Here is a 25,557-nt window from a genome sequence, read left to right as displayed (position 1 = left end):
CGGACGGTTCGCGTCGGTCAGATCGTCGGCGGACAGAACGGCACCTCTTCCTCGCTCACGATCCGCCGGTGATAGCGGAACTCGGCTGCCTGGACGTACTCCTGGAGCGCGGTACGGCCGCCCGCCTCCGCCGACATCACGATCTTCGGTGGCGGTGCGACCCGCAGGCCGACGGAGGCGGCGGCCTCGGCCGCGATGCCGCCCAGCGTCAGGGGAGCGTCGTCATCGGGGGCGTACGTCTTCATGGCGGCGTCCGGGAAGACCGCCGCCTTGTCGGCGGTGGACGTATGGTTCAGCGCCAGGGAGGCGCCCGCGCACCGGTGTTCCACCAGCTCGAAGATCAGCCCCTGGTCGTTGCTGCGGAGGGCCAGGCGGAACACCAACTGCATGGCTTCGTCGGCCAGTTGGAGCCACTGGCTGCGGGCGTGGGCGCTGGCGAAGTCGTAGCGGGCCGCTTCCAGCGTCAGGGCGGCGGGCAGGGCGAGGGAGAGCGCGTTGGCGAGCGAGGTGCGTTCGTGGACGCCGTGGTCGGTCCGGTTCAGGTTGTCCTCAAGGGTTCGCGCGAGCATCAGGTCCACCTGGGCGCACCGCTCGTACACCCCGCGCTCCTGGTACACGTCCCGCGCGCCCTGGGCGAGCCGCTTCATCTCGTCGATGTCGCCCCGCTCGTATGCGTGCCGGGCGCCCATCAGCATGGTGTCGGCTGCGGCGATCGCGGCACCGACCTGCTGGAAGCGGGCAAGGCTGGACGCCGTCAGAGCGGCAGCACCGGCTGCGTCCCCGCGGTGTGCGGCGATGGCGGCACGGGCTTGTTCGCAGACCGCCAAGTCCTCGGCCTGGCGCTGCCGTTCGAAGATCTCGGCGGCCTCCGCGTACAACTCCTCCGCGCGGTCGAGGTCGCCGGCCCGCAGCGCCGCGTACGCCCGGTGGGAGAGCACCTGTTGGCGCCCCGCGTGGTGGCCCAGCGTCAGATAGGCCTCCTCCGCGCGGGCGAAGTAGTCCTCCGCCTGCGCGAACCGCACGGTCGAGGCGCAGACGACCCCCAGACAGTCCAGCAGATACGGCTCGGCCGGCGGCGCGTCGGTCAGCAGCGCGGAGGCCAGTTCCTCGGCCGCGCCCCACGCGCTGCGGTCCATCAGCAGATGAACCCTGCTCAGGCCGATCTCGTCGGTGCGCAGACCCTCGAGGTCGTCGAACTCCGACAACAGGGCCGTCGCCTCGTCCATCGCCTCCTGCGCATCGTCGAACTGCCCGGTCCTGCGCAGCAGTTCGACCCTGGCCAGCAGTGTCTTCAGCAGGACCTCCAACCACAGCCGGCGGCCGTTCGGTCCCATCGGCACGGACGCGATGCCCCGCACCAGATCGAGGGACCGCCCGATGGACAGGGCCGCCCCGGGCAGATCCGTGGCCGCGAGCTGAACCGTCCCGACGTCGGACAACAGGTGCCCGCGCAGAAGTCGTACGTCGGGGGAGTCCTCGAACGACTCGGCCACGGCCAGGAGTTCGCCGTAGACGGCCAGCGCTGCCGGGAGATCCGGGGTGAGTTGATGGCGTTCGGCGAGTGCGAAGCCGCTGTCGAAGGGCTCGCCGTAGCTGAGCCCCGCCGCCTGCTCTTCCTGTTCCGCTGCGTCTTCCGGGTCTTCCTGCATGGGCTAGAAGTCCTCCTCCATGGCAGTGGCAGCCGCGATCTCGGCGAGGAACGGGTCCGAGTGTGCGGCCTCGCTGTCGTGCGGTGCCGCCGCGACGCCGATCCGGTGCCGGGCCAGGGCTCGTACCGCCTCACGTGCCGCACGGTCATAGGCACCCGGTCCCGGGTCGAACCCCGGCAGCAGGATGCCGACTTCGATGCTCGGTGTCGTCGAGGCCGGGATGTCCAGGTCGGCCCGGCCGGCCCACACGTCGTCCCGCCGGGCCAGCGGAACGCGGTTCGGCGGGCTGCCGTCCACGTGGATCTCCGCCGCGAGGTGCACCCCGCCCACGGGGGCCGCGATGTCGGCGACGACCTCGACCTCGATCCGCCGCCCGGCGCCGAGCGCGTACGCGGTCCAGGACACGGCGTCCTCGGCCGCGTCGACGAAGCCGGGAGGATAGCGGCACCAGTCATTGGTCCCCGAACCCCGGGCGATCACGCGGCCGGTCGCGGTGCGGAGACTACCTGCTGCGAGGGCGAACTCCTGCTGCCGTACGAAGAGGTCGGTGAGGTCGAGCGGCGGAGCGGTCGGCCTGTGGTCCCGTTCCAGGGCCGACCGGAGGCGCCGTAGCGCCTCCCCGTCCAGCCCGACGTTGTCGGCCGCGTCGTCGATCAGCCGTAGGACACGGTCCAGTTGGCGAGGCGGGGCCGCCGACTGCCGCCAACGGATCAGCGGGTCGAGCGCGGCCAGGTGCTCCTCCAGTAGTTCGGCACCCTCCACCTCACCTGACCCGTCGAGGAGTTGTTGGCATTCGTGGGTCAGTGCGGCCAACTCCAGCCCCAGCACGTCCGGTTCGAGCGCGGGAATCCCGTCCAGGTACGACGTCGGCCACCAGCGGGCCGCCCAGTGCCCGAGGGCGAGGCGGGCGGCAGCCTCGGCGAGTGCGGTCGGCTGCTCGGGCAGCGTCAGCTCGGCGGCCGGCGCTCCCGACGCGACGGCGTCGACAGCGGCGGCCGTACGCTCGCCGTAGACCGCCCACAGCCACTGCTGGGCCTGCCCCACGTCGTGGATCTCCGCTGCCGGCAGACCTGGTGGGCCGAGGACGGGCCAGGTCAGGACGGCGCCCGCGACGTCGAGAACGGCCCGGGTGAAGGGGGGACCGGCGGAGGGCCCCGCGATGTGTACGGTGGGGTCCTCGGCTCGCGTGATGGCACAGCGCCGTCCAGGCATCACGCGCTCCTCGGCTCGGCGGCGGGCTCGGCGGCCGCCGACAGGGTGCGCAGTGCCGTACGGACTCGTGCGCGGTGGTCCATCATCACCGAGCGGGCGACCCCGTCGAGCACGCCCCAGGCCGATGCCGCGTCGGGCAGTGCCGCGTCGCGGACGTCGCGCCCGTGCAGCCGTACCCAAAGGCGCCGCATGTACGCGGCCCAAGGGGTGCGCAGGTCCTGGGCGAGGGCGTTCAGCACACCGCCGTCCGGGTCGGGGCCGGGGGAGACGGTCATCCTGCGGGCTCGAAGGACCGAAGCCTCCCGCCGCCAGCGGCCGTTGACGATGCGGTGTGCCGCCGTCGACCCCGCCACAGAGGTCCCGAGGCCCAGCGGATCGAGGCCCACCGCGAGTCGGCCGCCGAGCACGACGGTGACGCGGAGACTCTCGTCGTACAGGCCCAGCGGGGCGCAGCTGCGGTCGACCTCCCGCCGGACGAGCTCCGGCACGGTCGGCAGTTGCTCGCGGTGGGTCGACGCCTGGAGCACGGTGAAGAGCCGTTCGAAGAGCGTGCGGTCGAACGGCGCGGGGAGTGTGGCGGTCGAGGCGCTCCGGCCGACCTCGGGGCGCGGGGGCACGCGGTGCGCGGTCAGTCCGAGGTGCGGGGGTACGTCGGCGCGGTCCCAGACGTCAGCCGGGTGCGCCGCCCACAGGGCTCGCCCTAGCAGGCTGCCGTGCCCGGCCCGGACCATGGCGTCGAAGGCCGGCGCATCAGCCCCCGCCGCACCGCAGGCCTCCAGGACCTCGGCCGCCAGGCCCGTATCGACGGCGCCCGGTACCGCTTCGCGTCCGTCCCACGCCGCTGCCAGCTCGGCGTCGAGCCGGGCGCGCCGGGCGGCGTCCGCCAGATGTTCCTTCAGCGCCTCCACGGTCCGTCCGCCGGAAGCGTCCACGACGTCTTCGAGTACCGCCCTCGCCACCGCGTCCGCGCCGGGCCCCGGCGCCCCGTGCTCGGTCGCCAGCTCGAAGCACCGCTGGAAATACAGGTCCTGGGGGTTGCCCGCCACGATCCCCAGTGCCCGGCGCGTCTTCTTCAGCAGCGTGAACCACCGGGCCGTCGCTTCCAGAACCGCAGCGGACTCCCGTATCAACGCGTCGAGTTGCTCCGCCTCCCGCGCGTCGAGGAAGTCGGCGGCGAGCTCCGGACGCAGCGTGGGCCGGATGATCAGCGGCAGCAGGATCAGCTTGACCGTCCGGGTCAGCGGCGCGCCACCGGGCCCGCTCAACGCCTGGGGACCCGGTCCGAGACCGCGCCAAGCCGTGTCGATGACCATGGCGCGCGGACGGCGCTCGCCGGTCGACGGCTGGCTCGGGGACGGCATGGGCAGAGCGTACGTCCTGGGGGAACTGGTGGTCGAACCTGGGATCGGTAGGCGCTGCCCGCCTCCTAACGTCCACACCATCAGGCAGAACGAACCAGAAGGGCAGGCACAACATGGGAATCTTCGGCAAGGGCAAGAGCCGTGAGGAGAAGGCCGCCAAGATCGCGGAGCAGGTGGCAGGCGGCAAGGGTTTCTACGGCCGTATGACGCGCGCGACGCTCGGCCGCGAGGACTACGCCAAGCTCCAGCAGTCGATCGGCGCGTACAACTCCGGTGCCACTGTGCAGCAGTTGCTCGCCATGGGCGTACCGACGGTCACCGCCGTCGTCGTGGCGATCAGCGACACCGGCAGGCTGGTCAACTTCGACCCGGTCGTCGACCTGGTCCTCCAGCTGACCGGGGCCACCGCCGACCCGATCACGCTCCAGACCATCGTTTCGAAACTGCGCATCCCCCGCGCCGGTGATCAGGTACTACTGATCGCGGACCCCGCCAACCCCGGCGGTTACCTCTACGCGGGAGACGGAGCGACGCCGTGACGACACCGCCGTACGAAGTGCTGGCGAACGACGCCACCCTGCTCTCCTTCGATGATCACGCATGCCTTCATGCCGGAGCCCTGCCCGGGTACGGGGGCCAGGTCGGTGCGGATGAACGGGTCGGTGTTGTCGGGTGCGCAGAACGACAACGGCGACAGCCCCACACACCATGAGCCGCCTGCGCAACTTCCGGGCTGGAGCCGCAGGTACCGGCGGTGCGGCTGCCCCGGCCCAGTCCGCGTCGCTTGAAGCTGTGGGGCGCGGCGCCTCACGCACTTCGTCTGCCGGGGGAAGCGCACGGGTCGCGGTGCGTCGGCTCCAGGCCGTTTTCCGCCAGTTCCCACAACGCGCGCATTCCCGGCTCGGGTTCGTCCGCGAGCCGACACCACTCCCGCCTTTACGTCGGCACAGTGCCGACAGCCGCCCTGGCCCGCCAGAATGCCGTCCGGACTTGGTGACGTCTCACGCCCACAGCCGTTGCAGCGCTTGCGCTCATGGGCCGGCGGCTCGCGGGGTGATGTTCCGGCGCCAGTTGGTCCGCGACTGGCCCGGGTGGAACTCCACGGGTCACGGGACGCCATATTGTTCAACTCCAGCCCCAGCGGGCCTCATCTGTTCGTCCAGGACCAGGCGGTGGAGCTTGGCCCACACCCGGGCCTTGCTCCATTCGGTGAACCGCCGGTGGGCCGTCGGACCCGATGGCCCGAACGACGGGGGCAGTTGCCGCCACGTGCAGCCTGACGTGGCCACAAAGACGATCGCCGCCAGCACCTCGCGGTCCCCGTACCGTCGTCGGCCACCGCCCTGCGGCCGCGACGGAGCAGGCGGCACGACCCGCTCGAACAGCTCCCACAACTCATCCGGCACCAGACGCTCAACGAGCCCCACGACGGCAGACTATCGAACAGCCCAAATGAGACAACCTCTTAGCTTGTTCTTTTTCTTCCGGCTTCGAATGGTGTCTGGAACTGAGTCGCTCACCTGGGGGTTCGCCGGACGCGAGGGCGGCCTTCGTCTGATCCTGTGCTCCGACCAAGGTGCACGTGACCACGACGAAGGCCGTGAGGGTGAGTCTGCTGCCTGATGCTGTCCGGAGGGAAGCGTTCGCGGAAGCGTCACGCTTCCGGGGCGAGTTCTACGAGTGTCTGACCGCCCGGCGCGACGAGTTGTTCGAGCTGGCAGACGCGGTGCTGTGTGCGGACGGTGCTGTGAAGTCCCCGGTGGACTTGACGCTGTTGCCCGAGCATCGTCGTGGGCACGGAGCGATGTACGGCGGCCTGAACCACGGCCGGATCGACGTCGACCGGCTGCGGACGGTGCTGGCCGGCCTGCCGCTGCCGCGTTTCGATGGCGGGCGCCTGGTCCTGGCGGTCGACGTGTCGCCGTGGCTCCGCTCGGACGCCCCGTGCTCGGCAGAGCGCCTGTTCTGCCACGTCTACGGTCGCGCGAAGACTGCGTCGCAGTTCATCCCGGGCTGGCCCTACTCCTTCGTGGCCGTGCTGGAGCCGGGCGCCACGTCCTGGACCGCGATCCTGGACGCGGTCCGGCTCGGACCGACGGACGACGCGACGGCGATCACCGCCGCCCAGCTACGAGGTGTCGTCGAGCGGCTCATTGCCGCGGGCCAGTGGCAGGCCGGGAACCCGGCCATCGTGATCGTCAGCGACGCCGGCTACGACGTCACCCGCCTGGCCTGGGTCCTGCGCGATCTGCCGGTCGAGATGGTCGGCCGCGTCCGCTCCGACCGCGTGATGCGGCTGCCGAAGCCACCGAGGATGCACGGCGTCAACGGCCGGCCGCCCAAGCACGGTCCGGAGTTCCGCTTCACCAAGCCGGAGACCTGGCCCGAGCCCGCGATCACCACGGTCACTGACACCACCAACTACGGCAAGGCCGAGACCCAGGCATGGGACCGGGTCCACCCCCGACTCACTCACCGTTCCTCATGGCTTGACCATGATGGTGAACTTCCCCTGGTCGAGGGAACGTTGATGCGGTTGAAGGTCGAGCATCTGTCGAAGGACCGGGATGCCCCGCCGGTGTGGTTATGGTCCTCCAAGACCGGCGCCACACCGGACGACGTGGACCGCTTCTGGCAGGCATTTCTCCGCCGCTTCGACCTGGAGCACACCTTCCGCTTCGCGAAGCAGACCCTGGGCTGGACCACCCCGAAGCTCCGCACCCCCGAAGCCGCGGACCGCTGGACCTGGATCCTGATCGTCGCCCACACCCAGCTCCGGCTCACCCGGCCCCTCGCCGCGGACCTCCGCCGGCCCTGGGAGAAACCCACCGCCTCCGACCGGCTCACCCCGGCCCGGGTCCGCCGAGGGTTCAGGAACATCCGCGCTCACCTCGCCTGCCCGGCCCGTGTTCCCAAACCCCGAGGAGCCGGCCCCGGAAGGCCACCCGGTGCCAAGAACAAGCACCGGGCACCCCGCTACGACGTCGGCAAGACCGTCAAACGCCCCGAGACCCTCAAGGCCATCGGCAAGCCCGGAAGATCTTGGTAGATAAAAAACAAGCTTAGGTGCGCGCAACGCAGGACTCCGTCGCTCATCGTGGTCAAGCGCATGTCCTGCAAGGTCTGTAGGCCTTGGTCGATCCACTCGCGGTCCCGGCCGAGGGCGTGCGCGTAAGGTTCGAGGGCGTCGGCCGTCACGCCGGCGTCGACTCCGGCGACCTGGGCGACGGCGAGCGACAGCAGGAGCAGGTCGGCCCGGTCGTGGGTGCGCAGATCGAGTGCGGCGCGCTCGGTGCGGCGCCAGCCGCCGGTGAGTGTGTGGAAGAAGAGCCATGCCGAGTTCTTCGTGGCGGCTTCGTCGATTCGGCTCGACAGCGGCACGTCACCGGCACGGTCTCCGACGAAGTCGTCCAGCGCTTGTACCAGGGGCAGGATTTCGTGGGCGCGTTCGCGCATGGCCCGGGCCAGGGTACCGATCGCGGCTGCGTCGCTGATGGTGTGGGTGGTGATGCCTCCGGCGACGTGGTCCACGCCGACGATCAGCATCAGCTGGTCCGCGGGTGGCGGTCTCGGCCAGCTCACGGATCAGGTCCTGGGCATCGTCGACCAGAAGGGCCTTGCGATGCGGGTACAGCGCGAGGTCGGCCGCCCACTGCCGCACGTCGCGCCTGCGGGCGTCGTCGGGCAGGCGGAGCACCTCGTAGCCGTGCTCGCGGAGATCGTTCAGAGCCTGGTAGGCGGTGATGGACTTGCCGCAGCCGCTGTCCCCGTTGAGTACGACGGCGTGATCACGGCGCAGTGAGTCGATGAGAAGGCCGACTTCGATGAGGCGGGGGCAGGCGTCCACGTCCGCTGGGCCCAGGCGTGCCCCGGCCAGGGCATGGCCGACGTCGCGTCTTCCGGTGAACGCGACGGTGTGCCACGCGGATACGGTTTCCCGACGCCGGATTTCCTCGGCCAGGGCAGGGAGAGCGGTGTCGGCTGGGGCGGGGATGTCGTCGCCGCCGGAAACGTCGGGTCCGATACGGCATACCCGCCAGCCCTGGTCGAGAGGGGTGATGAGTTGGTCGACGACAACGCGGTCGCGCTCGGAGTAGCCGACGATCAGCAGGGTGCGTGGGTGGTCCGCGACGAGACGGCCGATACGGTCCGCGAGGTCGGGACCGAGAGTTCCGGGCAGGTGCGGAAGCATCCATGTCCGCTCCGGGTGGGCGGCGTCGCCGTGCGGCTTGAACAGGATCTCGGGAGGGATGGCGGTTCCGTACTGGCGGCGGTAGGCGGCTTCGAGTGCGGTGTCCCAGTTGAGCGAGACGACGCACTCAACGACACCAGCATGGATCAGTCCGGCGAGAGCCTCGTGCGCGGCGGACGGCTGAGCGCTGCGGCTGCGGTCGAGGTTGGCCATCTCCTCCTGGAACCGCCGCCTGGCCGGTGTCGAGTTCTCGACGGCGCGCCATGCCGGATCCCACGCGGCCGCGTCGTCGCCGACGAGCAGCTTCGCCGGCTCGTCGGGTCTGGCGAGTGCGGTGGCGAGCACCGCCCGGGCGGCAGGATCGGCGTCGATGGCGTCCCACAGCAGCGCGGTGAGACCCGCGCTGGCCGGATATCGGGCGGAGAGGGACAGGCCGGCCCCGACGACGGCTACGGCGCCCAGGCCGAGCCTGCCCCGCAGCGACGCTATACGGCTGTCGACGTCGACGCTCGCGGGACCGGAAGCGTCGACGTGCGGGAGGGCGCCCCGTTCGTCCGGGGGAAGTGCGCGCATACCCGCTATTGTCGGCCACCGTACTGACAGGCCGTCCGCGCACGGCCTGTCTTGTAGCTCGTGCTGTCAGGGTGGATACCACATAGTTTCGGGGAGTTGGTCGGCGTCCGCGGAGCTCTCCTCGAACTCCGGCCCAACTTCGAGTTCTACTTCGAGTTGGTCCTGATCGTCGTCTCCGGGCGTTCCGGACCAGATCTGACGTGGCGGGACGTCCAGGTCGTCCGTGATCCCGTACGCGTGGGAGCGTTTGCCGTGGGCGATCCGGTGCAGGAGATCCCAGCCTCTGTGGCTGATTACGGGATCAGACCGGCCGTGCGGGTTCTGGGACAGACGGTGCTCGCTGTTGAAGCGGGCGACGGCCTGGCTGGTGGCGACACCGTAGTGGTCGCTGTCGACCACCCAGGTGGGCATGTAGCCGGCTTGTTTAAGGGCTGCTTGAAGCTCCCGGGCACTGGGATGCGTGCGCCCGGGGACGAGTCGGCGGGGAAACTCCGGGGGAACGAACCGGTTTCCATCGTTTTGGAAGGGAATACGAAGCTGTTGCCCCGGTCGCAGGGTAAAAGGGATGGGCAGGTCGTTGGCTTCGACGATGGCGGCCCAGCGCACGCCGTAGCGCACGGCGATGCTGTAGACCGTGTCGTCGTCCTTGACGATGTACAGCGCGTGGTCGTGGGGTGAGGGTGTTCGGTGTGTACGTCCGGTTCTGCCGTGCCACCCGTCTCTGGGCCACCAGAATGTCAAAGCCTGCCAGACGGTCTCCTTCTGCGCGCTGCGCAGGCCGGCCAGCGCCTCGGTGAAGGTTCTGGAACCGCGGGCACCCTGCTCAAGACGCTGGGCGCAGCCGGTCAGGGAGCGCTCTTCCAGCGCGATCACCAGGTGGGCCTGACGGTGGTGGTCCCAGTCGTGGACCACGGCGTCGAGGACTCGGTTCGCCAGGATGCCGACGGACAGGGTCTCCAGGGCGGCGATCAGTGCCGCGACATCGGTTACGGAGCGATCGTCGATGTCGCACACCAGACCGACTTTGCCTGGCAGGCCGGTGTCCAGCGCTCTGGCCAGGAAGGCTATGTCGATCGGTGTCCGGGCGCGCCACAGTGTCCGCAGGGTTTGTTCATCGGTGAACCGCGAACCCTCCCTATGCAGGTGGTTGAGCATCCTGCCGGCGTGGCCCGGCGGACGGTCTCGCACGGTGTCCCAGAAGACTTGTGCGGCGTCGTCGCTCAGGCCTTCCTCGTCCAGGACCCTGATGAGGTGGGCGACGTCGTCGGGCGAGGAGATACGCACCGCTTCGTCGAGAAGCGCGGGCAGCCCCTGGCGGTTGGAGAAAACCTCCAGCGCACGGCTGATCTCGACGAACTCCGCACCGCTGCGCAGCCTAGCGGCTTCCAGGGCAGCCGCCAGCGCGTGCTGGTGCTGTCCCACTGCCTGCAGGTGGGTGATGAGCTGGCTGATGTCCGCGACGGTGCCAGCACGGACAGCGAGGCGGCGACCGAGGGCGGCAGCTTCGGTGAGACGCAGTACTTGCAGGACGGCGATGAGTTCAGCGGTGTGTTCGGGGCCGCGGTCTCCGATCCCGGTGTGGAAGATGTCCTCGGCGATCCGCTCGTATCCGTCCCGGTAAAGCGAGGTGATCATTTCGGCGGTGTCGGTGGCCGTGCGGCACCGGGCCGCCGAAGTGATCAGATCCAGCGCGTGGAGAGGGTGCGGGGCACGGTAGAGGTCCTGGAAGAGAGTGATGACGTCCGCGATGGGTCGGTGTTCCGCGATAGTGCGCATCACGTCATCGAGAGGGCCGTCGAGTTCGTCTCCGCATGCCAGGCCGGTCATGGCGAGGACATCGTCGATGCCGCGCGTCACGGCGAACACGGAGAGCAGCACGGTGGTGTGCTCACGCAGACCGGCGCGGATCAGGGCGGTGGCCAGGCGCGCGGTGTCTGCGGCGGACTTCAGTTCGGCCGACAGCCGCAGTAGTTCCACCACGCCGTCCTCGGCCGACGTGCCGAGGAGTCCCTCGAGTAGGTCGGTGTTCTCCTCGATGGTGCGCGCGGCCACGAGGGCGGGCAGGGCGGCCTCCACGTGGCGCTGATGCCCGCTCCGATAGAGAGCCACGAGCAGCGGCACGAGGTCGGAGACCGCGCGGTGCTGCAGGGCCGTCTGGACCATCTCTGCCACGGTGGCGGGACGGTGCTCGCTCAATTCGCCGATCTGGGCGACGAGCACCGCTGCGGAGACCGTACGGGTGGCGTCCAGGGCGCGGGCCACGTCCAGGACCGCGGTCTCGCCGTCCGGAGCCGGCTGGTAGGCGTTGTTACGGGCGAAGGGCCACGATCCCAGGCTGTTGCGGCACAGGCTCTGTGGTCGAGGGCGGTCCTTGGCCTGCAGACGTCGGGTGAGTTGGTCGAACACGGTGTCGAGATCCAGGAATTCCGCCGGTGAAGAGACGCCACTGCGCAGCAGGTCCAGGAATTCGGCGGTGAAGGCCGTGTAGGGCTCGCCCGGCGGGGAGAGCGCCACGGCGGTCTCGGCCGCCGCCGCGATCAGGTAGGTGCCGTCGATCTCCGCCAGCGCCGCGACCGACTCGGACTGCACACCGAAGGCACGCGCGCTGTAACAGCAGTCGAGTATCACGATCCGGCGGGCGGCCGGACTCGTCTCGATCGAACGTTTGATCCACTCGTAGGGGACTGCTGTGTCGAAGACGGAATCACGGTCGCTGTCGGGGACGGCCAGATGCAGCAGGCCGGTCCCCGGGTCGATCAGTCCGTGGCCGGCGTAATAGACCAAGAGGGTGTGAGTGGCCTCCTGCGCGGCCGTTCGGACAGCGGCGGACACCTCTCGTGTGGAGGCCGGATCCATCAGTGTCGTGCAGGACTCGGCACTCAGATGCAGCACGGGATCGCCCAGCAGCGCTTTCAGGCCGGGTATGTTCGCCCGCACCGCCGGGAGATCGTCCAGCGTCGTGAACGTGCCGGCCCCGACCAGTACCGCTCTTGACGCGGAATACGTCAGATCATGCATGTCCGTTACGTCTGATCCCGCTCCAACTCGGCGAGCAGGCGCCCCGCATCCTCGTCCGTTCCTCCGGTGAGAGTGACTCTGGTGCCGTCCGCGCGTTCGACGACGAGCGTCGTCCGCTGGGGTCGGCTGCGCCGCCAGGAGGCGATCGCCAGGGCCAGCGAAGCGGCGTTGAAACCGGTACCCAGCACAAGATTCAGCACTTCGACGAGACCGCCCTGCGCCCCCGGAACCGCAACGGCGCCGGGCCCCAGTGCGGGGCGGGCGTGGCGACGGCAGGCTGTGTCGGCCAGCAGCCACTCGTTCAGGGACCGCAGCTGTCTCTCAGCGCTGTCGGCATCTTCCAGACTCACGCTGACCGTGACCTTCACGAACCCCAACTTCCTTCCTTTTGCCCAGTGTTCGCTTCAACGGACGCCCATTTCTCGCCTGTGGTTCCGGTTCCCCTCGCCAGCGTCACGTCGGCCAGCAGTTCGGCTGGGAGTCGGGTGAGAGCACCACGGATGATCAAGTTGGCAGAGGGAAGCATGCGGACTCCTCTGGTCCGGCGCGCGGAAGGACCCCACACAGACTACGGAAAGCCGTTCGTTGTGTTCGGCGGGAAGTCCACCCTGTTTCCGCCGAGATGAGGCGGTCCACTGGTTCGGAGCATGGAAGCGAACACATCCGTGGGGGAAGCTGCGCGGACCCTGGGCCCCATGCCCATGCCCTTGCGGGACTGCCGCGGAGCCGACTGGACCAGTACGACGTTGGCGTGGGCGGCCAGCCGGGGAGACGGGCTGGGTTGGGACTCGGCCGCGGACATCCGCTGCGCGGACGACGGAGGCCTCGCGGCGGTGGGCCGAGGCCGAGGCACAGCCGCAGGTCTCGACGAATGTCTCTACGTCGGGGTTCGTGCACCGGTTCAACCGGGAGGAGTCGCGTCGGTCGGCGCTGGCTTGCATGCGGGGGCTGGTTGCGCAGCTTGAGCGGAAGAATGGCTGGACGCTGGCGGAGGAGGCTGGGGATGCGGGCTCCGATCGCATCCACCGGTTGGGATCGCAACCGGCTGTGGGTGCGCCAGGCCCCCACCTCCACCATCGTGGCGGTCGCCCTCTGGGGCGACCGCTGATCTCGTTGTCGTGGTTCTCGATCAGGCGCTTCAAGGCTTCGAGCGTGCGGGGAGGGCGGGTACTGTCGGCGGTTCGGGCGCTGCCTACGGCGGCGGGTCGCCTGCTCATGAGCGGGCGACCGGCGGGGTGATGTTCTCCGGCGCCATTGGTCCGCGACTGGTCCGTGTGGAAATCCACCGGATGCCAGTGAGTAACGAGAAGAACCCAACGCATTACATTGGGTAGCTATCGCGTCGGGTTGCCTGGAGCGCAACGATGCCTCCAGGCAACCGACTTCAGGCTCTAGAAGAACCCAGGTTTCTTCGGACTGTATGAAACAAGAACGTTCTTCGTCTGCTCGTCGTGCATCCCCTGTGCGCTGCTGACCAGCGGTAATAGCGCCCAGTGGGGAAGGAGGCGGGGCGGATTGCCGGCCCGTGAATGGTCCGGATCGTGCCCTGCGGTTCCGACGCCACGTGTTGTGGATCAGGTGCCCAACGTGGGCAAGGACTGTCGTCGGGCCGCCCGTATGCCATCTGCCGACATGTGCGAAGGGCCGACGCGACCGTGCAGGCGTTCTTCCCCGGCGACGAAGGCGCGGCGGCGATCGCCGGTGTCCTGTCCGGGCGGATCCATCCTTCGGGACGCCTGCCCGTGCAGATCCCGGGCGACCTGGCCGGTCAGCCGGGAACCTACCTGGTGCCGCCGCTCGCCTCAGGAGCGACGGCGTGAGCAACATCGACCCCATACCCGCTTTCCCTTTCGGGCACGGGCTGTCGTACACCGACTTCGTCATCGAGGGGATAGAGGCGGACGAGGACGGCATCCCCGTCGACGGCAAGGTCACGGTCCGGGCGGTGGTCTCCCACACCGGTCCCAGGGCGGGCACTTCGGTGGCTCAGCTGTATCTCACCGACCCGGTCGCCTCGGTCACCCGCCCCGTCCGCCAGCTGATCGGTTTCACCCGTGTCGACCTCGCCGCCGGTGAGACCGGGGGTCGTGGAGTTCGCGGTCCACGCGGATATGGCCAGCTTCACCGGACGGGACCTCCGGCGGCGCGTCGAGCCCGGAAGGATCATCCTGTCCTACCAGCAGCACGCGGCGGACGATCCGCAGTGGAGCAAGGTGCCCCGGACGTTCCGCGACAAGCTGCCGGAGGGCTCCTACATCGCGCAGCTGCAGATCAAGAACGTCTCCAAGGACGACATCAACGGCTGGTCGCTGTCGTTCGAGTCGCCGGACAGGATCACGGCGACCGAGTCGGCGAAGCTCGACGCCCGGCAGGGCATGCGCACGACGATTCAGAACGACCCGGCGGACAAGTTGATCGAGCCGGGTACGACCTCGCCCCTCTGGTATCGCGCGCAGGACGGAGAGACGGCGGCGCACACGCCCGCGTGGGCGACCTTCGCGAAGGGCGGGGCGCGGCCGACGCAGGACACCGACGGCGACGGACTCCCGGACGACATGGAGCAGCGCGCCAAGCTCGACCCGTCAAGCCAGGACACGGACCGTGACGGTCATGGCAGTTGCCCGGTTGCCCAGTTGACCGTTACTGAGACATGCTCCCAGCCAGACGATCACCGCCACAGGCACTCTCACCCTGAAGTCTTTTGGTCGCCCTCTGCCCCTGCACAACAGGTGCCTGAGCGCGGGGGAGGTCGGCGGGGGAGAGGTCGGGGCGGGGGCGCGGTGCCGGCGTGCGGGGTGGCGCCACCGGCCGGAGGCGTCGACGCCGGGCCATTGGGTTCTATCGGCGGCCTCCTTTTCCCGTGTTGCAAGTTGCGTGGCCTGACGTGGATGGCTGCTTTCTTTGGGAGGAACAGGCTGAGGAGGGGCATCGGGCGTCACAGCCTCAGCTGTGGCTACTGCCGAGTGAGCACCCTGTCGGATCTGGACGACTGGGTGGCTACTGCCGAGTGAGCACCCTGTCGGATCTGGACGACTGAACTCTGACTTCGAACGTGCCGACCGGCGACAGACCAACACCGTCGCGAGGAGCTACCGGAGCAAAATCATTTTGCGGAGCAGTTCGAATCCGGCTCGACCGTAGAGCTGCCTCTTGATCTTCTTGATGCGGTTCACGGCTCCCCTCGATGCTGCCCGAGCTCCAGTCCAGGGTGAGCCCGGTTTTCATAGCGTCGAGGTCCCGGAGCAGGTGGAGTGCGAAGCCGGTGAGACTGGGTAGTTGCTGGCATCGACTGCGTCTCTGCCCATGCCGCAGGCTGGCGATGGGCGCCTGGTACTCGCGGTCGACATCAGCCACTGGCTCCGCCCGGACGCCCGCACCCTGATGAAGGCATCGAAACCGCCCGGCCCGTACACGTCACAAAGCCGCTTGTAGTCGCCCGGCAGCCGGAAGCCGGCTTCCTTCGCGTCCGGTCCTTGACCGGTGGCGGGTCGACAGGCGGGCAGCGGGCGGACCAGGGCGTCGAGAGCGGCCGGCGGCGTCACTGCCCGGACGTTCCGAGGATCTGGTCGGCCGTCGCGAAGCGGTGCTCCGTCGGCTGCAGCACCTCGTAGAGGTAGCCGAAGTACTCCGTTTCCGCTGTTCCTGTGAGCACCTCCAGCAGGAAGGCGAGGCACCCCATGTCGTGGGGCTCCCACAGCGGGCCCTGCCCCTCGTTGTAGAGCACGGTCCACTCGTCGGGCTGCTGACCGGGCCGTACCAGCCAGTAAAGGAACGCCCCCGTGAGCCCCTCGAATGCCCACGGCAGGATCCGCGCCCCCGCCTCCAGCAGGCCGGCGGGCTTCTCCTCGCCCACCTCCCACAGTCCGGCCAGGACCCCGTCCCGTTCTGTCGTCTGCGCGTGCAGGTTGCATTTGTCGTAGGCGGAGCCGGGGACGAGCAGCCAGATCGTCTCGTCGAAGACGCCGTCGCCGTATGTCTCGACGAGCTGCTTGTAGTCGGCGGGCAGAGCCGCACCGAGGGCGCGTTCGGCCTGCGCCCAGTCCACCGCGGGCAAAGGATTGGCGGGCGGCGGACAGAGGCGGACGAGGGCATCGAGGGCGTTCATGGAAAGGACGCTACTGAATCCCCGGCCGGCGCCCATGGGCGGGGCAGGCAGGGCAGCCGAAGACCGGCATCGGCTCAGGCCCAGGTAGCCGCTCGCTGGAGTGAAGACCTCGGGACGCCGGGAGCGGGCGTCCGTCGGGCTTTGACGTCGGCAATCGGCCCCACCGAATTGGCCATCGCTGGCACCGACAGGCGTTCGATGACGGTCCGCGCCGGCCCCACCGCACGGTCGTCCCTGCAGGCGAGCGGGAGTGGGGCCGCTTCGAGACGTCACGCGCAGCCGGTCAAGCGGGTGGGGCCAGGTGGCCAATATTGAGGGGCCGCTGAACGACGTCCGGGCCACGTCCGTCGGGTAGCCGATGAGCGCGTACTTGGCCGGTGGGATCAATTACTCGCTCAGTCACATCAGGTCGCCTACCTCGATGTTTGCCGACTAAGGGCTTGCAGATCATCAACATGTCGTCTTGATCTTGCTGTTGGTGTTGTTGCTCAGGGCGGCGACCGCGACTGTTCCGGGATCCACGGGCGGTGCCGAAGCCAGGCCGCTGGTCGGGTCCGGGGCCGCATCCGGGCCGGGGCCGGCTGAGCCCCCTGCGTCCTGACCGGCGGACGAGGCCCCGTCCGGGCCTGCGGAGGAGACCACAGGCGGTTCGGTGGAGGCTGACGGGTCGGCGGAACCAGTGCCGTCCTGTGTGCCGGGCTGTGAAGGTGAGGTGGCGTCGGGGCCGCACAGCTCGCCCGCCTCCTCGGCGGCACCGGCGTGGTCACTGTCGCCGAGTCGCTGCCAGATCTCCGCCGCGGCGGCGAACGCGGCGGCCGCCGCCAGTCTCTTGCCGGTGACCAGCTGCCGGATGCCGTCCTCGTGCGTGAGGTAGGCGAGGATGCCGTCCTCCCGACATAGACCATGACGGAGACGTCCGGCTCTGCGGAAGTGACGGTCTCCTCCAGCTCGGCCGGCCGTTCTTCCGCCCCGCCGTTCCCCTCGTCGAGCTCCGCGATCACCGACCGCAGACGTGTTAACTCCACGTGGAATTCGGCGAGTTGCTCTTCAACGACGGGAGTTGGCGCCTGGCGCACCCTCGTTGTAGGTCACCGTGTTGTGTGAGCCCACTACGAGCTGACCCGACACATCGTTCACGCGGGAACCTCGTAGCGGCCGCCTTCAGCAGCTGACGGTCCATTCATCATCGGTGCCCCCGCCTCTCAACCACCGACTCACGCCCGTCACATCAGGCTGCTTCAGGGCACACACCGTGCACAGGAAAGCGGAACCCTGCCGATCCTGCGCAGCCCTCGTTCACCCTGTGGGTTACAACTCGGCGCTCGGATGCAGCCGAAGACCGGCATCGGCTCAGGCCCAGCACCGTTGGACTGGCTGGGAACGGCAGGACCAGCGAGCTGGGAAACGATCACCGCGATCGTGGGAAATCATCAGCGTCTGACTTTTCGTCACCCAATGCATCCCATTTCGGTCGGTGAGCCGTTCCAGCAGTCAGGGCAGAGTTCCTGGAGGTCCTCCGCGGTGTGCTCGAAGTCGTTGAGGAAGAGGTGGAAGCGGAGTGTGCCGGGGTAGTCGGCGATGCGCTGGTCGGCGAGTGCGGCCGGGTCCTCAGCGGATCCGAATCGGATGTCCGGTCCGCCCGGCGCCGGCCGGACCAGGGCTAGGACCGCGTGGGCTTCACGATGGCTCGGGCGAGGGCATGCAGGGCTCGTGCGGGTTCGGCAACGGCCCCGAACTTACCCTCGCCGGTCGTCGTGCCCTTGGCCTGGGCGAGGACCGGTGTGGCGCCCCGCTTTGCGAGGAGGTCGGCGAACCGGAAGTTCTTCGCCAGCCGAACCCCGCACAGGCGTGCGTCCTCGCGGTCGCGTCATGCCCAGGAGTGACGGACGTCCTCATCGCGGCCTCCAGTGCGCCACACTGGAGGGAGGAGGCCGACGCAGTCGCTCAACCCTCCCTGGCCGCCGCCAAGTTGAGGGAGATCACTGGTGTACCCGCCTCCGCCTGATCCGGACACCGAACAGCGCATGCGTTCCCACCACGCCCGCGCCGCGACGGCCCTGGACATCCTGACCGAGCAGGGCGGGGAGTTCTGGGGCTGGGCAGGACGCACCTTGGGTGCCCCGGCCCGCACCGCCGCCGGCGCCCCGGCGTGGCTGGGGCTGGTGTCCGCCCCGGAGGCCAAGGCGTCGGGGAATCTCTGGGAAGGCGCACTGGACGCACAGCGCGCCTTCGGTGACCTCGACGGCCACCGGCCCGCCCTCCTGGGTGCGCACGACGCCGTCGACGACGGAACCACCTACCGCGCGGAACTGTCGGCCCGCCTCGACCAGCCGGTCCTGTCCGACGATCCGATCCTCCAACACGACCTGCAGCTGCCGGACTTCTGGTGGGCCGACATCGCCGGAGTGCTGGAGAAGGTGTCGCCGGGCCGACACCGACCGGATCGCCGTACGGCAGCAGTACATGGACCGGGCCATCCTCGAGTTCCTCGGCATCCCGGCCCCGGCCGCGCACTGCTGGACCACAGCCCATGCTGACTGGGCGAACCTCTGCGCGCCTCTGCGGATCTTGGACTGGGAGGTATGGGGCCGAGCCCCTGAGGGGTTCGACGCCGCCACGTTCTACGCCTGCACACTGCTCCAGCCGGACACCGCTCCCCGCATCCGCACCACCTTTCCCGTCCTGGGCAGCCTGGCCGGCCTCGCCGCCGAAGCGACCGTGTGCGCCCAGCTGCTCCAGACAGTGGCCCGCGGCGGCAACCTGATCCTCGAAGACCAGCTCCGGACCTGGGTTGAGGAACTCCGCCACCGCTGACCAGGCTCCCCGGTTCCTGACGTGGCCGCGGCCCTATCTGGACGCGGAGGGAGCCGCGGCCGCCGACACTGGAAAGTTGAGCAGACACGGGCCGCCCGGCAGGCTTCGCGGCCTGTTCCGTCGGCGAACCTGACCGGGTACAGGACCTGATCGCTGCTACAGCCGGTCGCCTCTCGCAAACCGGAGCCCCAGGCCGGGACCGGAGGCGGCCCGGTACCCGGAGTCAACCTCCAACGTTCGAGGTACGCGTACGGGCTGGTTCTCTTCAGACTTCGCCCATGACGAATCTGTTCAGGAGTACCCGTATCAAGGCGGCCGCTGCTGCCGCCAGCACCGTGCTCCTCGCGGGCACGGGAGTCACCCTCGGGGCGGCACCGGCCCACGCGGCCAAGTCCGACTGCCCGGCGGGCGCACTGTGCGTCTGGACCCAGCCCGACTACCGCGGCACCATGGGCAAGGTCTACGGAAACAACAACGACCTGACGATCTACTACGCGTTCAACAACGTGAAGTCGCTCTACAACAACGGCAACGACTGCGACGTCGCCATCTACACGGGCAAGAACCGCAGTGGCTACTCGATGACGATCGACCGCGGAGACGCCATCCCCGAACTGAGCGTGAACAGCGTCTTCTACAACGACATCGCCTCCAATTACTGGAGTTGTCCCTGGCCCGCCTAGTCCTCATCGAGGGCGAACAGCCGCGCGGCGAGGTCCCGATGGTCGGCGTCGTCGCGCGGGTGATCGGTGGCCGCGCCACAGAGCCGGAGGAGATCGGACATAAGGTCCGTGGTGGGCGGCGGATACCGGTCGCCAGTGCCCGGTCGGCTCATAGTTCCCGTTGGTCAGACATCCAGACTCGCCCCCTGCGTCGCGCCTATGTCGCACGCCCGTTCACCACCGGCGGCAACCCGAAGAGGGAAGGCTGTACTCGGTCGGGTGAAGACACAGCGCTGGGCGAACTCGCCGACGACACCGGTCGTCGTCCTGGGTAGGGAGCCGATCCAGGATGCACATGTGGCACGGCCCGGCCTGGTGGTCGTGGAGATCGCCGCCGCCGGCGACGCGACCGCGCTCGCCCTCCAGGCCGCGATCGCCGAACGGTTGGACGACCGCCACCACCGACCGTACGACCCGGGGCCCCGGGCAGCCCGGCGTCCGGCTGCGCCGGTACGCACGACCTTAAGCAGGAACTCGCTGACGGCAGCGCCGGGGCTGCCTGGCAGACCGAGGTCGAGGCGGGCCCCCGCCCTCGGGCGTGAGCGCGGGCGGCTGCCTGGCGACGCCTTCGCGCTGTCGCCGGGCATGTCCGCTCGTACGCTGGTGGTCTCGGGGCTGTCACGGAGGTGTGCTGTGCCCCGAACCGTGTGGTCGGATGCGATCAGTTTTGGGCTGGTCACTTCTCTGAACTAGCAGCTGAGCTGCACGAGCGGCGCTGCTCACCACCACCCGAGCATGCTGGAAGACATCGACCATGTCGGCCTGGTCGCCGCCGGAGGCGATTGCTTGCCACCCAACGGGAACCCTCCCTCCCTCCTTCCGAGGCAGGCAGCCGCGCCGAAGGTATGCGCTCCACACCTGCTTCACGGCGCCGGTACGGCACCGATCTGCTGCATGACTCCGAGGAGGTCGGGCTGGCCTCGCTCGCCGACGATCCGGCCGTCGGCCAGGTAGTAGAAGTTCATGGCCTGCACCGAGACTTTGTTGCCGCTCGCAGGGATCCCGAAGAACTCGCCCTCGTGCGTGCCGCGCATGGTGAACCGCGCAGCCACCGTGTCGCCTTCCCTGACCATCTCTTCCAGGGTCCACTGGACGTCCGGGAGTCCGCTGCGCATCATCCCGATGACTTCCATGTAGCCCTCGGGGCCTCGAAGCGGTTCCGGGTGACTCGGTGCGTGAAACACTGCGTTGGGAGAAATGACCTCGCGGGCAAGGTCCTCGTTGGCCGTGTTGATGAACTCGACGAAGCGGTTCATTACTGACTCGACAGATTCCGGCGGCATCATTCTCTACCTTTCAGGGTGGTCGGTGGCGATCCGGCCTCCACGCTAACATCGAATCGATGTATGCATCGATTCGATGTGATTGTGGGATACTGGGGGCATGCTGGAACTAGCGATACTGGGCTTCCTGGCCGAGGGCTCCCTGCCCGGACACGAGCTACGCCGCCGGGTCTCACAGTTGACCGGGTACACGCGGCCGGTCAGCGACGGCAGCCTGTATCCGGCGATCAACCGCCTCGCCAAGGCGGGCCTGCTGGAGCGGTGCGCCGACCCGGGTGCGGGCGCAGCGCGGTACGTACTGAGCCTGACCGACGCCGGGCGCACTGAGCTGCTGAATCGGCTGCGCAAGCCGGCCGACCACGAGATCACCGACTTCACCCGCTTCTTCACCGTCCTGGCGTTCCTCTCCCACCTGCCCGACGTGTCCGAACAGCACGCGGTGCTGCGCAGACGGCTGGAGTTCCTGGAGGAACCGGCGAGTTTCTTCTACTCCGGTGACAGGCCGCTGCGAGCCGAGGAGGTCCCGGACCCCTACCGGCGCGGCATGCTGCTCACCGCCCGCGCCATCAGCAGCGCCGAACGCGCCTGGCTGCACAGGGTTCTGGATGGCGACGAGCCCACCGAGAGCGCTTCCTTCCCGCTCGACGAACCTGCAAGCTGACGGCCCACGGAGGTACCCATCCATGCTTGCGTCCTGGTACGACGAACAGGGCCCTGCCGCCGATGTCCTGCACGTTGGCGACCTGCCCGATCCCACCCCCGGCCCGGGCGAGGTCCGCGTCCGCGTCAACGTTTCGGGCGTCAATCCCGGCGACACCAAGAAGCGGCGCGGCTGGCTCGGCTCCTCGATGCCGCACCCGCGGGTGATCCCGCACAGCGACGCCGCCGGAGTCATCGACGCCGTGGGCGACGGGGTCGACGCCCGCCGCGTCGGACAGCGGGTCTGGGTGTACGGCGCCCAGTCCTACCGCCCCTCCGGCACCGCCGCCCAGTTCACTGTCGTACCCGCGGATCTGGCCGTCCCGCTGCCCGACCACCTCAGCGACGAACTCGGCGCCAGCCTGGGCATCCCCGGGATCACCGCCCACCGCACCGTGTTCAGTGACGGCCCCGTCGACGGACACCTCGTGCTCGTGCACGGGGTGCTCGGCGGCGTCGGCTCTCTGGCCGCGCAGCTCGCCCGGTGGGGCGGCGCGACGGTGATCGGGACCGTGCGGCACGGCAGCGACCTGGACCGCGTCGACCCCGCCGTGGTCACCCACGCCGTGGCGCTCGACGCGGACGACCCCGTCACCGCGATCCGCGCGCACGCTCCCAACGGGGTGCACCGAATCGTCGAAGTGGCCCTGTCCGACAACGCGGACCTGGACAACGCCGTCGTCGAGAACGGCGCGGTTATCGCTGCCTATGCCACGAGGGACGATCGGCCCCGACTTCCCTTCTGGCCCCTGCTGTTCAACAACGTCACGCTGCGCATGATCGGCAGCGACGACTTCCCCGTTGCAGCGAAACGGCAGGCGGTGCGCGACGTCACCGCCGCAGCCGCGGTCGGCATGCTGACCGTCGCCATCGGCGACCTGTACCCGCTGGAAAAGATCGCCCAAGCCCACGACCGTGTCGACGCCGGCGGCCGAGGTCGCGTACTGGTGACCATCCCCAGCTGAACTGCATCGGCGTGACGCGTCCCGTAAGGCCCCGGCTGCCAAAACTGTCACCATCCGCGGTCAGCCGTGGACCACGAACGAGATCAATAACTTCACTTCGGTTTCCTCTGCCGGGGCGACGACAGCCCCTTCCGCGTCAAGCAGAACGCACGGCCCCAGCGGGTCCGCCGTCTCGATCAGTGCGCCAGTCTCCGGCAGCACGAAGCCTGCTGAGTCCCGGGCAGCATCATCCGTCTCAAGCATGGCCGGGAAGCTAGCAGACAGGGCCTCTGACCAGCCAATATTCCGTTGTTGGTTCAGTCAACGGCACCGTGCCGATCCACGTCCAGTCCGCGACCGAAGACCACAGCTTCTGCTTCCACCAGTTGCCGACGGTCACGTAATTCCCCAGGGACTGTGGTCACGTAATTCCTCAGGTGGCGGCCGTAGCAGTTGGGTCATCGTGACGCGGAGTCCGACGGGCCAGTCTTGAAGTCCAGCTGCGGTTCGCGGATTCCGATGGAGCACGCGTAGTCCTGCGCTTGTCGGTCCGGCCCGCTGTGAAGCCGCCTGGCCAGGAAACCGATTGCTCCTTCGCGGCCGGCTGCGCATCCTGCTGGGATGCGCTTCTCCATCAACATCCCCAACTTCGGTGACTTCGCGGACCTTCGTAACGTGGCGACCGTGGCGGCTGCGGCCGAACAGGCCGGCTGGGACGGGCTCTTCGTCTGGGACCACGTACTGCATCGACAACACCAGGGGCGCCCCTTCGGAGACCCGTGGATGCTGTTGACCGCGGCCGCGCTGGCGACTTCCCGGCTCCGGCTGGGCACCCTGCTGACGCCGGTCCCCCGTTACCGTCCGCAGCAACTCGCTCGCCAGGTGGCCACCCTGGACTACCTCAGCGGCGGCCGGGTGATCTTTGCGGCAGGTCTGGGCGGTCCGATCGAGGACGAATACCACAGCTTCGGCGACGCCGCCGAGCCACGCCTCCTCGCCGAGCGGCTGGACGAGGGACTGGAGCTGTTGAGGCGCTTCTGGTCCGGCGAGCCGGTGAACCACCACGGCCGGCACTACGAGGCCCGGGACGTGACACTGCTGCCCGCCGCCGTGCAGCGGCCCGGTCCGCCGGTGTGGATCGGCGGGTTCTGGCCGCGTCGCCCGCCCATGCGGCGGGCAGCGCGGTGGGACGGTGTGGTACCGCTCTTCGAGACGGCCCGGCATGGTCATGTGCCGGATGTGGCCGAGGTGCGGGATCTGGTCGGCTATGTGCGAAAACACCGTGCGGCTGGGGCCGAGCACCCCTTCGAGTTCGTGCTCGGCGGTGCCACGCCCCCGGACGCGGCAAAGGCCAGGGACGTGATCGGTCCGCTGCACGACGCTGGCGCCACCTGGTGGGACGAGCGACAGGTCCAGACCGGCCCTGACCTGGACCACCTGCCTCCAGTACTGCAGCGCATCGAGGCAGGGCCGCCGGTGGTTTGATCAGCCGTTCGCGGGTGTGCCGGGCTTGTCGGTGGGTCCCTTGGGGCGCTTGTTGGGCCGGTAGCTGGGGCCGTTGATGATGACCTGGTGGCCGGCGTTGATCAGCCGGTCCAGCAGCGACTCGACGACGACGGGGTTGGGGAAGAGGGGATACCAGTCGCTGGGTGCCCGGTTGCTGGTGATGATCAGGGACCGGCCCTGCCGTTCGGAGACGAGTTCGTAGAGATCGTCGGCCTGGGGTGCGGTCATTTGGCGTCTGGCGAAGTCGTCGAGGATGAGCAGGTCGGGGCGGATGAGTTCGCGGATGCGCTTGTCCCAGGTGCGGTCGGCGTGGCCGCCGGCGAGCTCGGCGAGGATGCGGCTGGTCTTGGTGAAGCGGACGTTTGCGCCCTGGCGGACGGTCTGGTGGCCGAGGGCCTGGGCGACGTGGGTCTTCCCGACGCCGATACGGGGCCGAACAGGATGACGGACTCGCCGGAGTGGAGCCAGCGCAGGGCCGCAAGGTCGCGGATCTGGGCGGCGGGCAGCTTCGGGGAGGCGTTGAAGTCGATGCCCTCCAAGGTGGCCTGCTGCTCGAACTTGGCCTTGCGCAGGCGGCGTTCGAGCGCGACTATCTCGCGGCGGCTGATCTCGTCCTGTTGGCAGCAGCGGCCTTCGCCCAGGAGCCGTCCGCGATCATCTGGTCGATCGCTGCGTCGATATCGTCGCGCAGTTCAGTCTCGCCCTGGGGCACACCTACGCCATACAGGTTCTCGGTGCTGAGTTCCAGTCCGGCCAGCCGGTAGTCACCGGGATTCCCACCTTGGGAGGCGTATCCGGCGAGGAGGGAGTCGTCGGTGGTTAAGGCATCGACCTGGCCTCTATCCATGGCGGTGAGGCATTCCGAGTAGGACGCGCACTCCGTGAGCTCCACGCCCGGTGCCAGGTCCTCCTGCACGACCTGCGCGGAGGTACTGCCGGTGACCGAGCACAGCGTCATGTCGTTGAGGTCCGTCATATCGGGGGCCCGGTCATCGGCGCAAACCAGCAGGTCCTGGCGGGCGGAGAGGTAGGGGCCGGTGAAGTCGACGTCTGCTTCCCGCTCGTCGGTGATCTGATAGCTGGCGACGATGAAGTCGACCTCGCCGCGTACCAGGAGCCTCGTGCGCTCGGTGGCGGGAGCCTCCCTCCACGTGATGTCGTCCCCCAGTCGGGGAAGTCCGCGGGCATCGCCCGCCAGGAGATTCCGCCCGCGACCAGGTAGCGGATCGCATCCAGCAGCTGGCGGTGGCAGTAGCCCTCGGGCTGCCCGTCTCTGCCCTGGAGCCAGGCCGGCACAGGCAGCAAAGGCCGGATGGCCGCCCATTCCGCGTCCGACGTGTCGGAGGGATACCGGCGTTCCCGGTCCGGATGGTCGGCCGCGTTGCCGTACACGTGCGCGAGGCAATCACACGATCGTGCAGCCGAGTTGAACTGGACGGGTGTGGACGCGTACAACAACGACACCAGGGCCTCCCGGCG

23 protein-coding genes and 5 pseudogenes are annotated in these 25,557 nt (G+C 69.0%); 14 read left to right on the top strand and 14 right to left on the bottom strand.

Annotation, left to right across the window (positions count from 1 at the left end):
* Positions 1–17 precede the first annotated feature (17 nt).
* From JIX55_RS00615 to JIX55_RS00605, 3 genes are read right to left on the bottom strand one after another with little or no spacing between them, the layout of a single operon-like run.
* A complete protein-coding gene (locus tag JIX55_RS00615) occupies positions 18–1,649 on the bottom strand; it encodes a hypothetical protein (protein WP_257561240.1) in 1,632 nt (543 codons plus the stop codon).
* Positions 1,650–1,652: 3 nt separating this feature from the next.
* A complete protein-coding gene (locus JIX55_RS00610; RefSeq protein WP_257561239.1) occupies positions 1,653–2,861 on the bottom strand; it encodes a hypothetical protein in 1,209 nt (402 codons plus the stop codon).
* Complete coding sequence (locus tag JIX55_RS00605) at positions 2,861–4,222, bottom strand: hypothetical protein (protein WP_257561238.1); 1,362 nt, start codon at positions 4,220–4,222, stop codon at positions 2,861–2,863. Before JIX55_RS00605 ends, JIX55_RS00610 begins: the two co-directional genes overlap by 1 nt.
* A 113-nt stretch (positions 4,223–4,335) precedes the next feature.
* Here JIX55_RS00605 and JIX55_RS00600 point away from each other — a divergent pair, with 113 nt between their 5' ends.
* Entirely contained in the window at positions 4,336–4,761 is a 426-nt protein-coding gene (locus JIX55_RS00600) for a hypothetical protein (protein WP_257561237.1), read from the top strand.
* A gap of 615 nt (positions 4,762–5,376) precedes the next feature.
* Here JIX55_RS00600 and JIX55_RS00595 read toward each other — a convergent pair.
* Positions 5,377–5,649, bottom strand: a pseudogene (locus JIX55_RS00595) (transposase); the annotation flags it as partial.
* A gap of 179 nt (positions 5,650–5,828) precedes the next feature.
* Between JIX55_RS00595 and JIX55_RS00590 the strand changes: the two are divergent.
* Positions 5,829–7,271, top strand: a complete 1,443-nt coding sequence (locus tag JIX55_RS00590; RefSeq protein WP_306820104.1) for an NF041680 family putative transposase — start codon at positions 5,829–5,831, stop codon at positions 7,269–7,271.
* Here the strand turns inward: JIX55_RS00590 and JIX55_RS00585 are convergent.
* The 4 genes from JIX55_RS00585 to JIX55_RS00570 all read right to left on the bottom strand — a co-directional run bounded on the left by JIX55_RS00585 (position 7,199) and on the right by JIX55_RS00570 (position 12,373).
* A complete protein-coding gene (locus tag JIX55_RS00585) occupies positions 7,199–7,678 on the bottom strand; it encodes a hypothetical protein (RefSeq protein ID WP_257561235.1) in 480 nt (159 codons plus the stop codon). The two genes, JIX55_RS00590 and JIX55_RS00585, sit on opposite strands and share 73 nt — an antisense overlap.
* Positions 7,605–8,987, bottom strand: coding sequence for a hypothetical protein (locus JIX55_RS00580; protein WP_257561234.1), 1,383 nt, complete (start codon positions 8,985–8,987; stop codon positions 7,605–7,607). The genes JIX55_RS00585 and JIX55_RS00580 overlap by 74 nt, the downstream gene beginning before the upstream one ends.
* A 66-nt stretch (positions 8,988–9,053) precedes the next feature.
* Positions 9,054–12,005, bottom strand: coding sequence for a caspase, EACC1-associated type (locus tag JIX55_RS00575; RefSeq protein WP_257561233.1), 2,952 nt, complete (start codon positions 12,003–12,005; stop codon positions 9,054–9,056).
* A gap of 5 nt (positions 12,006–12,010) precedes the next feature.
* Positions 12,011–12,373, bottom strand: a complete 363-nt coding sequence (locus JIX55_RS00570; RefSeq protein WP_257561232.1) for an effector-associated constant component EACC1 — start codon at positions 12,371–12,373, stop codon at positions 12,011–12,013.
* Between the two features lie 520 nt (positions 12,374–12,893).
* On the opposite strand from JIX55_RS00570, the pseudogene JIX55_RS00565 reads away from it, so the two are divergent.
* From JIX55_RS00565 to JIX55_RS00550, 4 genes and pseudogenes are all read left to right on the top strand, one after another.
* Positions 12,894–13,037, top strand: a pseudogene (locus JIX55_RS00565) (IS701 family transposase); the annotation flags it as partial.
* A 497-nt stretch (positions 13,038–13,534) separates the two neighbouring features.
* Entirely contained in the window at positions 13,535–13,825 is a 291-nt protein-coding gene (locus JIX55_RS00560) for a glycoside hydrolase family 3 C-terminal domain-containing protein (RefSeq protein WP_257561231.1), read from the top strand.
* The gene (locus tag JIX55_RS51240) at positions 13,822–14,610 is read left to right on the top strand and encodes a fibronectin type III-like domain-contianing protein (protein ID WP_443046312.1); all 789 of its coding nucleotides are present in this window, start codon (positions 13,822–13,824) and stop codon (positions 14,608–14,610) included. The genes JIX55_RS00560 and JIX55_RS51240 overlap by 4 nt, the downstream gene beginning before the upstream one ends.
* Positions 14,611–14,793: 183 nt before the next feature.
* The gene (locus tag JIX55_RS00550) at positions 14,794–15,042 is read left to right on the top strand and encodes a DUF4262 domain-containing protein (RefSeq protein WP_306819962.1); all 249 of its coding nucleotides are present in this window, start codon (positions 14,794–14,796) and stop codon (positions 15,040–15,042) included.
* Between the two features lie 501 nt (positions 15,043–15,543).
* Here JIX55_RS00550 and JIX55_RS00545 read toward each other — a convergent pair.
* Entirely contained in the window at positions 15,544–16,110 is a 567-nt protein-coding gene (locus tag JIX55_RS00545) for an SMI1/KNR4 family protein (RefSeq protein WP_257561228.1), read from the bottom strand.
* Positions 16,111–18,134: 2,024 nt separating this feature from the next.
* On the opposite strand from JIX55_RS00545, the gene JIX55_RS00540 reads away from it, so the two are divergent.
* The 5 genes and pseudogenes from JIX55_RS00540 (at position 18,135) to JIX55_RS00520 (ending at position 20,112) form a co-directional block, all read left to right on the top strand.
* Entirely contained in the window at positions 18,135–18,647 is a 513-nt protein-coding gene (locus JIX55_RS00540; RefSeq protein WP_257561227.1) for a hypothetical protein, read from the top strand.
* A 31-nt stretch (positions 18,648–18,678) separates the two neighbouring features.
* On the top strand, positions 18,679–18,924 hold the full coding sequence (locus JIX55_RS00535; RefSeq protein WP_257561226.1) for a hypothetical protein: 246 nt from the start codon (positions 18,679–18,681) through the stop codon (positions 18,922–18,924).
* A 278-nt stretch (positions 18,925–19,202) separates the two neighbouring features.
* Entirely contained in the window at positions 19,203–19,607 is a 405-nt protein-coding gene (locus tag JIX55_RS00530) for a peptidase inhibitor family I36 protein (RefSeq protein WP_257561225.1), read from the top strand.
* 198 nt (positions 19,608–19,805) lie between these two features.
* A pseudogene (locus JIX55_RS00525) lies at positions 19,806–19,979 on the top strand (hypothetical protein); the annotation flags it as partial.
* Complete coding sequence (locus JIX55_RS00520) at positions 19,936–20,112, top strand: DUF6207 family protein (protein WP_306819961.1); 177 nt, start codon at positions 19,936–19,938, stop codon at positions 20,110–20,112. The pseudogene JIX55_RS00525 and the gene JIX55_RS00520, both read left to right, overlap by 44 nt.
* Positions 20,113–20,509: 397 nt before the next feature.
* Here the strand turns inward: JIX55_RS00520 and JIX55_RS00515 are convergent, their stop codons facing one another.
* Positions 20,510–20,932, bottom strand: a complete 423-nt coding sequence (locus tag JIX55_RS00515; RefSeq protein WP_257561224.1) for an ester cyclase — start codon at positions 20,930–20,932, stop codon at positions 20,510–20,512.
* Between the two features lie 97 nt (positions 20,933–21,029).
* On the opposite strand from JIX55_RS00515, the gene JIX55_RS00510 reads away from it, so the two are divergent.
* Both JIX55_RS00510 and JIX55_RS00505 read left to right on the top strand, forming a co-directional pair.
* Positions 21,030–21,590, top strand: coding sequence for a PadR family transcriptional regulator (locus tag JIX55_RS00510; protein ID WP_257561223.1), 561 nt, complete (start codon positions 21,030–21,032; stop codon positions 21,588–21,590).
* 22 nt (positions 21,591–21,612) lie between these two features.
* Entirely contained in the window at positions 21,613–22,593 is a 981-nt protein-coding gene (locus JIX55_RS00505; protein WP_257561221.1) for an NADPH:quinone reductase, read from the top strand.
* A 60-nt stretch (positions 22,594–22,653) separates the two neighbouring features.
* On the opposite strand, the gene JIX55_RS00500 is transcribed toward JIX55_RS00505, so the two are convergent.
* Entirely contained in the window at positions 22,654–22,836 is a 183-nt protein-coding gene (locus tag JIX55_RS00500) for a hypothetical protein (RefSeq protein ID WP_257561220.1), read from the bottom strand.
* 357 nt (positions 22,837–23,193) lie between these two features.
* Here JIX55_RS00500 and JIX55_RS00495 point away from each other — a divergent pair, with 357 nt between their 5' ends.
* Positions 23,194–24,057 carry an LLM class flavin-dependent oxidoreductase gene (locus JIX55_RS00495; protein ID WP_257561219.1) on the top strand — a complete coding sequence of 288 codons (864 nt, stop codon included), beginning with the start codon at positions 23,194–23,196 and terminating at the stop codon, positions 24,055–24,057.
* On the opposite strand, the pseudogene istB reads toward JIX55_RS00495, so the two are convergent.
* The 3 genes and pseudogenes from istB to JIX55_RS50745 all read right to left on the bottom strand — a co-directional run.
* A pseudogene (gene istB / locus JIX55_RS00490) lies at positions 24,058–24,695 on the bottom strand (IS21-like element helper ATPase IstB); the annotation flags it as partial.
* Positions 24,668–25,402: a transporter substrate-binding domain-containing protein gene (locus JIX55_RS00485; protein WP_306819960.1), complete on the bottom strand. Its 735-nt coding sequence runs from the start codon at positions 25,400–25,402 to the stop codon at positions 24,668–24,670. The pseudogene istB and the gene JIX55_RS00485, both read right to left, overlap by 28 nt.
* A pseudogene (locus JIX55_RS50745) lies at positions 25,291–25,542 on the bottom strand (transposase); the annotation flags it as partial. The gene JIX55_RS00485 and the pseudogene JIX55_RS50745, both read right to left, overlap by 112 nt.
* Positions 25,543–25,557: the final 15 nt, after the last annotated feature.

This window comes from Streptomyces sp. DSM 40750, from assembly GCF_024612035.1.
In the GTDB taxonomy this organism is placed as follows: domain Bacteria; phylum Actinomycetota; class Actinomycetes; order Streptomycetales; family Streptomycetaceae; genus Streptomyces.
The sequence above is the reverse complement of the archived record's forward strand: the minus strand, read 5'-3'. Positions and strand labels throughout refer to the sequence as shown.